This window comes from Paenibacillus lignilyticus (genome assembly GCF_017942085.1).
In the GTDB taxonomy this organism is placed as follows: domain Bacteria; phylum Bacillota; class Bacilli; order Paenibacillales; family Paenibacillaceae; genus Paenibacillus_Z; species Paenibacillus_Z lignilyticus.
In genome coordinates, this window is record NZ_JAGKSP010000012.1 from 69452 (window position 1) to 82022 (window position 12571).

Genomic DNA, 12571 nt, shown 5'->3' on the forward strand with positions numbered 1-12571 from the left:
GAATTAACGGATTCCGCGAACGATGTTCGTGTCGGTCGAGACGAAGGACACATTTTGCCGGTAACGCAGCTCCAGCTTTTGATCCCCGAATTGAACTTCAAAAGTCACGATAAAAGGCGTTTCGATAAAACGCAACGTAAGGAGAAGTGTATCCTGCTCCTGCCAGGTAAAGCTCGACACCGTGCGCTGCTTGCCAAACGCGCTGGGCTCCGGTTGAAGGAGCTTGCCGCTGCCTTCCATCCATGTACCGCGTCCGCTATGCACGATATACTCACCGGCTGCAGCTCCCTCGAGCGTCATGACGACCTCGCCTCGCTCGAAGCGGAACGTAAGTGATTCCCATTGCTGCGGGTTCTCATTCAAACGGTATTTATGGCCGGACACAAGTTCCTCCTGCGCTGAGCCGTTGCCGAATACCGGCGGGTGAAGCGCTAAGGATGCGAGCTGCGTCGATAGCTGCGCGGCTTGTTCGCCGTTTGCCCCCAGTGGGAGCGCTCGATCCAAGGTAGCGGGGAGAATATGCGTCCAGATGGCATCCAAGACGCCTTGCATGTCATTCGTGCTGCTCGTAATGGCGATCACCATGTCTTGTTCCGGCATGACGATGCAGAACTGGCCGAATGCGCCATCTCCGCGGTACGCACCATGGCGGCATTGCCAGAACTGATAGCCGTACCCTTGTGCCCACTCGTTGTCTCCGCCGTCGCCATTCTCGATTTGCTTCGAGGTCGCTTCCTCGATCCAAGCCTCGGAGATGAGCCGCTTGCCCTCCCAGAGTCCTTTCTGCAAGTAGAGCTGTCCGAACTTGGCGACGCCTTCCGTCGTTAGCGCCAATCCCCAGCCGCCGATATGGATGCCGCGAGGGCACGCTCCCCATGTCGCTCCCAGAATGCCCAGCGGTTCAAACAATCGAGGCTGCAAGTAATCGAGCAGCTTCTGTCCGGATACCTTCTGAAGAATCGCCGACAGCATATAGGTCGCTCCGCTGTTGTACACGAAATGAGTACCCGGCTCCCGCTCCACTGGGGCATTCAGAAAAGCACGCACCCAATTGCCGTCCTCACTGGTGATGAGGTTCACGATGGTGTCTGTTTCATGGCCGGTTCCCATCATGAGCAAATCGCGAATGCGCATCGCTTGCAGATTCGGCGACGGGTCAAGCGGAGTCTCTTCCGGGAAGTACGAGATGACGGTGTCATCGATCGACAATAATCCCTCCATCGCTGCCATTCCGATTGCAGTGGAGGTAAAGCTTTTGCTGAGCGAGAACATCGTATGCGGCAGCTGCCTCGCATAAGGCGCCCACCAGCCCTCGGCAGCTACGTGGCCATTACGCATGATCATTACGCTATGAATTTCGATTTGACGTCTCTGCCAATCATTCAGCAAGGCCGTAATCGCCTGCGGACGAATGCCCAGCTCTTCCGGCCGGCTTCTCGGCAGGCGCTGCTCTGTTTTTGTCATTTTGGGGAACCGCCTCTCAAAGTTGTGGCTTATTATCCTGATTCTCATTGCTGCCGAACTCTTTCCAATTGGTCTTGATTTGGTTCATAAGCTTGGCAAGCGGACGTTCAAACTCTGCAGCGACCAGATAGCCAATGCCTATAATTAGTGCGAACCTGCTCATGACTAAGGGACCGTTACCTACATAATCCTGCATGGCTTCGAATAATTCGCTGTTCCATGAAGTGACGTTCGAGCCGAATATAGCAGCCGTCACATACCAGATGCCATATAGAAAAGCTGCAATACAGATCAAAATAATGCCGACTGTTCTCCTTTGCATACATACCTCCCCTAAGTTAATGGCATCGCGATCTACAAAGTTGCATAGTAAGCAACATTTGCCCGCTAGAAAAAGCAATATAGAGAAATGGATGCAGTTTCTGCAACAGTTCTCTTCTGCAGAGCCGGAAAACCTCGGTTAAGCAAGTAAATGCTGCCTTTTCTGCAACCTTCTCTTATTGTAGTCGGTTCCACTGGGGGAATGCTGCATGTTATGCAGCATTCCCCCGGTACCCCTGTGGCACGGCACAATAGCAATCCTGGGTAATGCAATACTCAATTGGTATTGTATCCCATATTTGCGGCGTTGGCATTACTTTTCAGTTCGTCTATTCCTTAGGCAAGTTCCCGTGCCTCTGCTCAGATGTTCGCGAGCGAAGCGGCCCGTGATACTCCACCACACCTGCTGCCATAATGAGCGGTAATCCGCCGATGACGCACCGTTTTCACTATGGATTCTTATTCGGCTTCAGCTCTGTCGAAACCTGTTCGATGCCGATCCTCGGAGCAATAAAAAAAGCAACCGCACTTCCCGCAAGGGTGATGCAGTCGCTTTATACGGTCATAATTAATCAACTCAACCAACTAACGCCCATCTCTTCCAATGAACCTCTCCATCCCGCAGGAGGCTCATGATTGGAGACGATGCACTGTATATCCGTCAGTTCGGCGATCTTCGCGACCGTTCGTTTGCCTATCTTCGAGGAATCGGCGACGACAATCGACGTTTCCGAACAGCGAATCAGCTTGCGCGTGAATAACGCCCGTTCGAAGTCGTAGCTCGTAATGCCATTCTCGAGCGAGACGCCATCCACGGAGAGGAAGGATTTGTGCACATAGAAGTCCTCCATCACTTTCTCCGCGATCGGTCCCGACACCCGCATATGCTTGCTATTGACTTCTCCCCCGATAAAGATCATTCTTCCGTCGAACAACCCTCTCTTCTGGTAGTCGATAAGAAGAATAAGCGTCGGAATGGAGCATACGAGAATGGTAAGATTGCGTTTGTCTGCCAGATGGTGAAGGATCTGCATCGCCGTGCTGCCTTCGTCGATTACGATAACGTCATCATTTTCGATCAAATTGGCAGCCAGCATGCCGATTTTCCGCTTCTCTTCGGCATGAATAACCTCACGTTCGTGATAAGCAGGCTCGAAATCAGTCTGAACCTTGACCGCTCCGCCGTACACCTTCTTGAGTTTGCCATCCTTCTCAAGATCATCAAGGTCGCGCCGAATCGTCTCCGTCGTCACCTCGAACTTATGCGCGAGCTCGTTAACCTGAACCTTCCCTTGGATGACCAACATCTCAAGAACGCGTTTCTTTCTTTCCTCACTTGCAAGTGACATGCTGCTCACCCCTTGATCGTTATAGTGCCATTATAGCAAAAGGGGATTCATTCGTAATAGCTTCCGCGTGTATCTATCGATACTGCATCAGATTGAGCCCGTTCTCAGTCGAATCAAATACATGGAACTTATCGTCACGGAATCGAATGTGGACGATGTCACCGGAATGAACATCGGACTCGTTATCGACCAGAAACCGAATCATGCCTTCCAGCTTGTTCCCGGGATCTACGACTTTCACCAGCTTACCGCTGCCCAGATGCTCAATGAGGTCAACCTTCATCGGAATCCCCAGCTTGTCCGCGGCATGGGTCAACGTAATATCATGCGGCCGCACGCCCAAATGAACCTGCTTGCCACTATGTTTAACATCTAATTTGCGCGTTTCCGGCAGCGTGTATGAAAACCCTTGCGTCACGATCATCTGCACGCCATCACGCTGTTCGATTTTCCCCGCAATCAGGTTCATCGGAGGGTTGCCGAGGAAGCTGGCGACAAACAGGTTTACGGGATGGTTAAACAGTTCCTCCGGCGGTGCATATTGCTGGATCTTGCCTCCATTAAGAATCGCGACACGGTCGGAGATCGCGAGCGCCTCCTCCTGGTCATGCGTCACGATTATCGTCGTCACGCCGAGCTGACGCTGCAGCTTGCGGATCTCATCGCGAACGTCCAGCTTCAGCCTCGCATCCAGATTGGACATCGGCTCGTCGAGCAGCAGAATCTCCGGGTCTTTCGCCAAGGCGCGCGCCATCGCTACCCGCTGCTGCTGACCCCCGGACAGCTGCGACGGCTTGCGGTCGAGCAGATGGTCGATCTGCAGAATTCGGCCCATTTCCTTCGCGCGTTCATAGGCCTGCGCCTTCGGTATTTTACGCTCCCTCAGCGGGAAAGCGATGTTGTCGCGAACCGTAAGATGCGGGTACAAGGCATAGGACTGAAACACCATCCCGATGTTGCGATCCTTGGGCTCCACGTGGTTAACCATTCGGTCTCCGAAGAAAATTTCACCCGAGGTTGGCTTGAGGAGTCCCGCGAGCATCATCAGCGTTGTCGTTTTGCCGCAGCCGGAAGGGCCGAGCAACGCGACGAATTCCCCTTTTGGAATTTCCAGGTCGAGCCCGTCTACGGCCCGTCCGCTTTCTTTTTTGCCATCGTAGGATTTGACGATATTCCTCATTGTAATCACGATTGTTTCGCCCCTCCCATATTGACCTTCATAAACATCTTCTGCGTGAAAATATAGAACAGCACAACCGGCAGCGTATAGAACAAGCCAATAGCGGTGATCAAGCCGTAGTTCATGATATGGTTCTCCTTGGTGACGAGCTTCGCCAAGTAACCGGCCAGCGTCAGCATGTTATCATCGAAGATGAGCAAGGTGAAGAGGAACCACTCGCCGTAAGCGCCTAGGAAAGCGAACACCGCGATCGCCCCGATGCCGGAGAATACATAGGGAACGAGCACTTTGCGGAATGCGCCGAACCGGCTGGATCCATCGACCATTGCGGCCCATTCAATATCCCAAGGCACCTCATCGAAGAACCCTTTCATGATATACACCAAACCCGGAAGCGAGCCCGTTGTTGCCACGAGCATAACGCCGAGGTAGGTGTTCACCAGGCCCATTTGGACCAGGATAAAGAACGTGGCGATAATGAGCGTAATACCGGGAAACGAACGCATCAGGAACAGAAACTTCAGAGCCGCGCCCTTGCCGACAAAATCCAGCCGCGAGAACGCATAGGCTGTCGGCACCGATATCCCAACCTCGATTGCGACAATCAGAAGGGAGTAGACGATGGTGTTGAGCACGATCGGCCAGATCATCGGCAGCTTCACGCCGGAATACTCTACTGGAGAGGTAAAGAAAGAGAAATTATCGAGCGAGAACTCCCCGGTCGTGAAATTCATCGTAGCTGCGAGAAAATACCATATGATCATGGCGGCAATCGGAAGCGTAAATAGCGTCATATAGGTGTGCACAAGCACTTTCTTTAACGTGCTGGTCGACATCGGGATTCACCACCGGTCTTCTGGATTAGTCTTCGATACGAGAAGGTTTGATCATCTGATCGAAATCGAACAGGCGGATCAATAGCAGCGTCAGCACGAAGGAAATGAACACGACGATTAACGATACCGCTGCCCCGTAGCCATAATATTTGAGATTGAATGCTTGCTGGAACGCGTATAGCGATAAGGTCGTCGTATCCCGCATCGGGCCGCCGTTCGTAAGCAGCATGATGAAGAAATACGAGGATACGAAGCCGATCAAGTCCGAGATCGTGATATACATGAGCGGCCACTTGAGCGTCGGCAGTATGATTTTGATAATAACGGATTTCTCGCTTGCGCCATCGACGCGCGCCGCTTTGTACAAATCCTCCGGAATGGAGTTGATTGCCGAGGACAATAAGATCATGCCGCCCGATACCGTCGAAACGATGGTCGCCAGAATGACAATGGCCATAGCGCCTTTCGTAAACCAAGAGACCGGCTCCGAAATGATCCCCATATTTTGCAGAAATTCGTTAATCAAGCCGCCTTCGGTCGGGTCGAAAATAAACTTCCAGAAGGTGACGTACACGACAGACGGAATGATACTCGGGATAAGCCAAAACACTCTATAAATGACAGCCGTCACTTTGCCTTTAAGAAAATATTGCGTCGCAATGGAAATCACAAGCGCAAAGAGCAGCGAGATGACCAAAGTAAGAATGGCGAATACGGCGGTATTACCAAGAATTTGCGGCAGGTTGTAGTCCGTGAATATGCGTTTGAAATTGGATAAGCCGATGAAATGCGGTTTCATGGACGCGTTGAGATCCGTGAAAGCCATGCCTACCGTCGCAATCGCCGGCAAGACGAAGAAAACGAAGACGAGTAATGCAAACGGCAGGATAAACAGATACGGATAAATGATTTTGCGAACAGGTTTCTTGTACGGCTTTGATTCGAGCGCTTGTGCTGAGTTCATTTCGTTGCGGCCTCCATCCGGTGTGCAGCGTTGCCGAGAAATAGGAAAGGCGCCCGCATCGGGAGTTGAGCGCCTATTCCCCTTATGTCTTATTCCTCAATGATTAGATGATCGGCTGGTACGTTTTGCTTAACTTCCTTCTCGAACAATTCATAAGCTTCTTCAGCCGTCGCATTTTTGGTCAAGATCGCATCGATGCCAAGCGTGTAGCCTTTGGTGAATACAGCGTAATCCGGGAGAGCCGGACGCGTCTTCGTGAACTCAACCAGATAAGCGTGGTCCTTATAGAAGGACATTTCCTTGAAACGCGCATCCTCTTGCGCTTCCGGCGTTACCGGCAGCTTGCCGCTCACGACCGTATGGTTAATTTGCAGGTCCGGAGCCAGCACGTTCTCGATTAGGCGCTGTACATAAGGCATTTTCTCATCGTCAACGGTAGGACCAACGAAGATCATAGCTGGGTTACTGTAGGAAACCGGCTTACCTCCTTTGGTAGCGGAAGGAACCGGGATCCAAACTACGTTTTGATCGAACCACGTGTTGTAAGCTTGCACATCATCTTTCATGCCGTTTGCTTCGCGCATCATTTGGTAGAATTCCGTACGCGCGAATTGGGCGAAGATTTCGCCTTTCACGAACATCGGAGCGGACATGTCTGTGTCGACATCGCCGATATTCTCTGCGATAACACCGCGTTTCTTGGCATCTGCCCAGAATGCGTAGACGTCCTTCGCTTTAGGCGTCAGCATCATTTTGTTCTGCGCCGCATCGTAGTTCACGAAGTCAAACGCGTAGTTCCAGCCCTCGAAACGAGTATCCTCTACGGCGAAGCCGATCTTCACGAGCTTCTTCTTCTTTGCTTCATCAGCAAGGTCAACCAGATCTTGGAAAGTAAACTCGCCGCTGTCGACTTTGGCTTTCAAGCCGTCGATTTGGTCTTTCGTCCAGCCGATGCCTTCCAGTGCTTTGCGGCTAATGAAAACCGGTGAAGCATCCATATCTTGAATCGCGCCATAGTAGTGGCCGTCGTAGCTCATAATATTCGTGTAGGATTCCGGTACGCTCTTGAACACTTCAGAATCCTTCACCCAATCGATATCGCGGATCAGACCAGCGTCCTTCTCCCAGCCGATGTCAACGCTGGAGTTAATAAAGACATCCGCGACTTTGCCGGCTTGTGCTTGAAGGACGAGCTCGTCGTCACCGATCCCCGGCCACCAATCGAGCTTCACTTGTACGTTCTCGGAAGCCAGCTGCTCGTTTGTGCGCTTCTCTGCTTCGATGAAGTTATCTTTGCGTGCTCCCCAAGTATTCTCTCGAACCGAAATCGTTACGACCTTAGGTTCCGTGTTTCCCGTTGAGTTCGCATTGTTAGCAGGAGCGTTAGCGGATGTGTTCGTGTTGTTGTTGGCTCCGCACCCCGCCAAGACCCCCATACCTATAACCATTGTCAAAGCTATTCCAGCAAATTTCTTCACAGCTTATACTTCCTCCTTCGAATCTCTCGAATTGATGCCTTACAAGATTGAGTATAGAGCTCGTTTGTAAAATTGCGATAAAAACAACGTTAAGATTTTGTTTATCGTTGTTTTACTTGTTGTTATGTTGTTTTAAAACCCGCAAACATGTTGAATCGCTTCTTCTACGATGTCCAAAGCCAAAACCAGCTGTTCTTCGGTGGCAATTAGCGGCGGCACCAAAGTAAGCACGTTCCCGCTGGAAACCTTGAAGCTGAGTCCTCGCTCCATGCAGCGGTACATCACTTTCTCCGCTTCATCGCTTGCCTTATCCTTCGTTTTGCGGTCCGTAACCAGCTCGATCGCCGCCATCATTCCGATGACTCTCACGTCTCCGATCGGCATATATCGCGATTTCATGTCTTGTAATCTAGCTTCAATAACCTTCTCCATCTGGCTCGCATGCTCTACGAGGCCGTTTTGTTCGATATATTCAATCGTGGCCAGCGCCGCGGCGCAGCCGACCGAGCTTTTCTCATGCGTATAGTGGCCGAGTGAAATGTCCTGCGCGACGTCAAGCCCTTCGCGAACGATAATGCCTGCCATCGGGAACACGCCCCCTCCGAAACCTTTGCCGATCACCACGATATCCGGCACGATGTCGTAATGCTCGTGCACAAACATCTTCCCCGTTCGGCCGAACGCTGTCGGAATCTCATCCAATATAAGCAGCACGCCATAGCGGTCGCATAGCTCCCGCAGCCGTTTGAAATACGCCTTCGGCGGAATTTGAATATCCGTGCTTCGAACCGGCTCCATGATGATCGCGCCAACGTCGCTTTCCCGCTCCAGCATGTACGCCAGATAGTCCAAGCATTTCAAGCCGCAGCCATCGCAATCTCCCATGAAGCATCTGTAGCTGTTGTATGGCATCATGTGTTCCGTGCCCGGAAGCAGCGGGCCCATGGAGTTGCGGAATACGCCTTCTCCGCCAACCGAGATCGCATCCAAGCTTGCACCGTGGAACGAATCCCAGGTCGAGATCGTTTTGAATTTGCCTGTAGCTTTGCGAGCCAGCTTCAGCGCCATGCCTATTGCGCTCGTGCCGCCCGGCGTGAACAACACCTTGTTCAGGTCGCCCGGCGCAAGCTCGGCCAGCTTCTTCGCCAATTGGATGGCGACGGGGTTCGTGAACCGGCGAGGTAGGAACGGCAGCTCATCGAGCTGGTTCTTAACCGCATCGATTACATAGCGATTCTTGTAGCCGACCTGATGGACGCTGTTTCCGTGGAAATCCATATACTTGCGGCCGTCCATGTCGATGAGGTAGATGCCATCCGCATCGGTAACAACATTAAGGCATGGGGTGGACATGGATTGATGGATAAAATATTGGCTGTCTTCCTCCAGCACTTCCATCGTTTCCTCGCTTAAGTGAGTTTCTTGCCAAAGCTTCCGTTCCGAAGTAAGGTTGATATCCCCTTCCGTTCTCAAAAAGGCTTTCCATTCCAACTTGTCGCTCCCCCTTCATAGGTGCTAGATACTTTGCGCCAAGTTTTTGGCCCATTTATTCGATCGATACCGGAAAAATCCGATACAAGCTTTCGATACTTCTTCCAGAGCGAATACAACGTACACCCCTTCGACCGGCCAGTGAAACAGATAAACGCCGGCAAAGACGAGCGGCAATGAAATGAACCAGGTCGTAACCAGGATCAGCTTCATCGTATAAACGTTATCCCCGCCTGCGCGGAACAGGCCGACAATCCATACATTATTGAGGAAATAGGCAGTGAGCACGAGCGATTGGATTAACATGACATGTCCAAAAGCCGTCTTAACCTCCTCGCTCGTGTTGCCGAACAGCTTCACGATAAAGGGACTGGACACGGCGACAGCTGCACTGACCAATAACGCGATCACGACCGTTAGCTTCGTAAATTTCCTTCCATAGAGGATCGCTTCGCTTGGGTCCTCGTGGCTCAATTTCTGTCCAATCATGACTTTCGCGGCATACGCGAATCCGAAAATACCCATCATGAAATATCCATTGAATGTTCATGACAGCTGAAAGGTCGCGAGCGCAGCCACGCCCATGTAACCGAAAGCCACCGCATACAGCATGTTGCCGACCGACCAGAGTCCTTCATGGACAACCAGCGGCATCGTCGTTCGGTACAAGCTTCTCGCGAACGATAATTTGAACGAGAACAGCGACTTGAAAGGAATGTTGAACACTGCTTTCCTGGCATAAACGTACCCGATAAGCGCAACGGAGCTGATGACGGACGAAACCAGCGTTGCATAGGCCGCTCCCTCTACGCCGTAGGCGGGAAACCCGAATTTGCCGTAAATCAAAGCGTAATCGAGTATCACGTTAACGGACATCGAGATGATGCCCACGATGAGCGTTGGTTTGACCATGCCGATGGATCCAAGCGCTTGACCAAACGTATCCTTCACCGAATTAATAAGATAGACAACTAACAGGATGGTCAGATAGTGCACGCCATAGGCAACGGCCTCCTGATCATTAATGAAGGCCGTTAAGATCCCATGGCGGAAAACGCACACAGCCCCTGCCAGCGCCAGCGTTATGCCGATGCTGGAGGTCAGCATCAAGGAGAACGCCTTCTGCGTGGACGCCCGATCTCCTTTGCCATGGAATTGGGTGATGAAAGCTGTAATGCCATATACGCCTGACAGAATCATGCTTAGAATGAATCCGATCTGTCCGACCGCAGCGACGACCGCAATGGCCGTATCGCCGAGTCCGCCGACCATAAGCGTATTTACCAGGGAGAACGAGTTGCCTATCAGCATCTGAAGCACGGTCGGAATGACCAGCTTGATCAGATTTTGACGGAATTCAGTATGCAATTCAGAGCTGCTCATAGCTGATGTCTACATCCAATCATCAGGGAAGATCGGATTGGACCAAGCGACATTCCCTTCGAAGTCGACGCATTCGACGCGAACGTATCGCATTCCGGCGTCCAGAAGGAACGCGCCTTCCGTTACCGCCGAAGCATCCCGATTGAACACCGTGCGGCCATTGAAGGGATGCGTTATAAATTTAATGAACTTGACTGGCGAGCATTCGATCTTCAAGAAGCCATCTTCCACTCGCATGTCGTGAATGGCAGGACCGTTCGAGGAGTAATAGCTGCCGGCTTTCAAGGCTTCTATGATTTCCCCTTGTCGCAAGCCATCAGCCTCAACCGATATCCATCCGCCGAAAAATTCCGAAATCGCGCTGTCCATCGGACCGCCGTGCGCATCATCTGCCGCGATTCCGAATACTTTGCGCCCATTGCTGAGCAAGTAATCCCAGTGCCTTAATCCATAACCAACCGCTTCATCGAGCTCGGATTGGTGATTATAGATTTCGACGGCGAAATAATGCTGAAGCTGCAGCAGATCGTCAGGTTTATTGCGCGACCATGTCGGATGATTCATAATGACGAGATTTCCTTTTGCCCTCATCTCATCGATAAGCTCTTGAATGGTGTCCAGGCCGGTGTAATCCGGCTTCGGATGTTCTTCGTTATGCTCGAATTCTTGCGTTGAGCCAAGCGACGGGTCGAGCAGGCCGTGGATATGATATTGCTGCCCCGTCTCTCTCCAGCTCATCTCGCAGGCCATTTCGTAACCGCTCAGCATCAAGAAGCGCTCATCGTCGTAGGCTTCCGATTTCCAGTAAATCTCGTGATCGCTCAGGCACATGAAGTCGTACCCCTTCTCGCGGTAGGCCTTGATCACCGTTTCCGGCTCGTATTGTCCGTCGCTTCTCGTTGAATGCGCATGAAGATTGCCTTTGTACTTGCGTTTGCTTCTATTTAGGAAACTCATGAATTTCATAGCAGATCCTCCACGAAAATCGGATTCGTCCAAGCTACATTACCCTCGAAGTCAACGCATTCCACGCGGATATAGGTCATGTCCTCTTCAATTTCCATCATCGCTTGCGTAAGCGGTTCGCCGGACATAAAGTTGCCGAAGAATGGCCCGCGTTGCGGGAATGCTTTGAACATAATGAACTTGCATGGGGAGCATTCAATCTTCAGCCTGCCGTTCTCCACCCGCAGATCGTACACTTCCGGCCCTGAGCTGGAGTAGAATTGCCCCTGCTTTAGGCTGCGAATGACATCCGAATGCGTAAGCGAGTCCGCTTGCACTTGAACCCATCCCCCTCCGTATTCGGGTATTTTCCAATTCGGGTCGTGACTGTGGGAATCGTCTGCTGCAATGCCATACACGCGTTTGCCGTTCTGCAGCGCATGGTCCCAATAGGCCGCACCGTATGAGCTGGCAGTCGACCATTCCGTAGCATGATTGTAGATTTCGACGGCGAAGAACCCATCGTATTTCACCATGTCCTCGAACCTCGTCAAATGCCACTCCGGATGGTTGAACACGACTAGATTGCCATGGGAGCGCAGCTCATCGATCAACAGCTGGGGCGAATGGTCGCCAACCCATGGTACGGGCGTTGGGAAAGCATGCAGATGCTCGTAGCGCGGTTGTTCCGGTTCAACGGTCGGATCGTCCAGTACACCAAAGTGGTAGCCCGGGTTCTTGGCCGGTACCGGGTTCAGCTCGCCGCGCTCCGTTCCCGGAATCGTAATGAAATCGGAGGTGTTGAACGCCTCGGTACGCGTATAGATATCATGATCGCTGAGAGAAATGAAATGATAGCCTTTCTCCTTGAAAGCTCGAACGACATCCGCGGCAGGCAACCGGCCGTCCGACCAGGTGGTGTGAAGGTGTAGGTTTCCTTTGTAGTTCGGTTTATTGCGGTCTAGCAAGATGATATTGTTCATGTCCTGCCTCCATTTTGTTTGTTGTTGTTTTGTTAATTGTTTTATGTGGTTTATAACTAGGATACATCGATAAACTGTGCGGTTCAATCGATTCCGGTAAAATTAACACGGAGTTAATACTCTTTAACAAACGAAAACAAACATCAAACCACATCGACTCCATATTCAATTCAAGCA

The 12571-nt window shown here is 51.6% G+C and carries 11 protein-coding genes and 1 pseudogene; all 12 read right to left on the reverse strand.

What is annotated here, in order from left to right:
* Positions 1 to 3 precede the first annotated feature (3 nt).
* Positions 4 to 1464, reverse strand: coding sequence for a serine hydrolase domain-containing protein (locus I8J30_RS23490; protein WP_210662300.1), 1461 nt, complete (start codon positions 1462 to 1464; stop codon positions 4 to 6).
* Between the two features lie 16 nt (positions 1465 to 1480).
* Positions 1481 to 1786, reverse strand: a complete 306-nt coding sequence (locus I8J30_RS23495; protein ID WP_210662302.1) for a hypothetical protein — start codon at positions 1784 to 1786, stop codon at positions 1481 to 1483.
* A 571-nt stretch (positions 1787 to 2357) separates the two neighbouring features.
* Complete coding sequence (locus I8J30_RS23500) at positions 2358 to 3134, reverse strand: DeoR/GlpR family DNA-binding transcription regulator (protein WP_210662304.1); 777 nt, start codon at positions 3132 to 3134, stop codon at positions 2358 to 2360.
* A 73-nt stretch (positions 3135 to 3207) separates the two neighbouring features.
* Positions 3208 to 4314, reverse strand: a complete 1107-nt coding sequence (locus I8J30_RS23505; protein WP_210662487.1) for an ABC transporter ATP-binding protein — start codon at positions 4312 to 4314, stop codon at positions 3208 to 3210.
* Positions 4315 to 4319: 5 nt separating this feature from the next.
* Positions 4320 to 5150: a carbohydrate ABC transporter permease gene (locus I8J30_RS23510; RefSeq protein WP_210662307.1), complete on the reverse strand. Its 831-nt coding sequence runs from the start codon at positions 5148 to 5150 to the stop codon at positions 4320 to 4322.
* 25 nt (positions 5151 to 5175) lie between these two features.
* Positions 5176 to 6114 carry a carbohydrate ABC transporter permease gene (locus I8J30_RS23515; RefSeq protein ID WP_210662309.1) on the reverse strand — a complete coding sequence of 313 codons (939 nt, stop codon included), beginning with the start codon at positions 6112 to 6114 and terminating at the stop codon, positions 5176 to 5178.
* A gap of 89 nt (positions 6115 to 6203) precedes the next feature.
* Positions 6204 to 7592, reverse strand: coding sequence for an ABC transporter substrate-binding protein (locus I8J30_RS23520; RefSeq protein WP_210662311.1), 1389 nt, complete (start codon positions 7590 to 7592; stop codon positions 6204 to 6206).
* Between the two features lie 132 nt (positions 7593 to 7724).
* Positions 7725 to 9083: an aspartate aminotransferase family protein gene (locus I8J30_RS23525; RefSeq protein ID WP_210662313.1), complete on the reverse strand. Its 1359-nt coding sequence runs from the start codon at positions 9081 to 9083 to the stop codon at positions 7725 to 7727.
* A 24-nt stretch (positions 9084 to 9107) separates the two neighbouring features.
* Positions 9108 to 9614, reverse strand: a pseudogene (locus tag I8J30_RS23530) (MATE family efflux transporter); the annotation flags it as partial.
* A 15-nt stretch (positions 9615 to 9629) separates the two neighbouring features.
* A complete protein-coding gene (locus tag I8J30_RS23535) occupies positions 9630 to 10466 on the reverse strand; it encodes an MATE family efflux transporter (RefSeq protein ID WP_210662316.1) in 837 nt (278 codons plus the stop codon).
* Between the two features lie 9 nt (positions 10467 to 10475).
* On the reverse strand, positions 10476 to 11432 hold the full coding sequence (locus I8J30_RS23540) for a PHP domain-containing protein (protein ID WP_210662318.1): 957 nt from the start codon (positions 11430 to 11432) through the stop codon (positions 10476 to 10478).
* Complete coding sequence (locus tag I8J30_RS23545; protein ID WP_210662320.1) at positions 11429 to 12394, reverse strand: CehA/McbA family metallohydrolase; 966 nt, start codon at positions 12392 to 12394, stop codon at positions 11429 to 11431. Before I8J30_RS23545 ends, I8J30_RS23540 begins: the two co-directional genes overlap by 4 nt.
* Positions 12395 to 12571 lie beyond the last annotated feature (177 nt).

What these genes read in the sequence shown, in the direction of transcription:
- I8J30_RS23540 (WP_210662318.1), bottom strand. Translation starts at nt 11,432, where the DNA reads ATGAAATTCATGAGTTTCCTAAATAGAAGCAAACGCAAGTACAAAGGC.
- I8J30_RS23505 (WP_210662487.1), bottom strand. Translation starts at nt 4,314, where the DNA reads ATGAGGAATATCGTCAAATCCTACGATGGCAAAAAAGAAAGCGGACGG.
- I8J30_RS23535 (WP_210662316.1), bottom strand. Translation starts at nt 10,466, where the DNA reads ATGAGCAGCTCTGAATTGCATACTGAATTCCGTCAAAATCTGATCAAG.
- I8J30_RS23545 (WP_210662320.1), bottom strand. Translation starts at nt 12,394, where the DNA reads ATGAACAATATCATCTTGCTAGACCGCAATAAACCGAACTACAAAGGA.
- I8J30_RS23515 (WP_210662309.1), bottom strand. Translation starts at nt 6,114, where the DNA reads ATGAACTCAGCACAAGCGCTCGAATCAAAGCCGTACAAGAAACCTGTT.
- I8J30_RS23495 (WP_210662302.1), bottom strand. Translation starts at nt 1,786, where the DNA reads ATGCAAAGGAGAACAGTCGGCATTATTTTGATCTGTATTGCAGCTTTT.
- I8J30_RS23500 (WP_210662304.1), bottom strand. Translation starts at nt 3,134, where the DNA reads ATGTCACTTGCAAGTGAGGAAAGAAAGAAACGCGTTCTTGAGATGTTG.
- I8J30_RS23510 (WP_210662307.1), bottom strand. Translation starts at nt 5,150, where the DNA reads ATGTCGACCAGCACGTTAAAGAAAGTGCTTGTGCACACCTATATGACG.
- I8J30_RS23490 (WP_210662300.1), bottom strand. Translation starts at nt 1,464, where the DNA reads ATGACAAAAACAGAGCAGCGCCTGCCGAGAAGCCGGCCGGAAGAGCTG.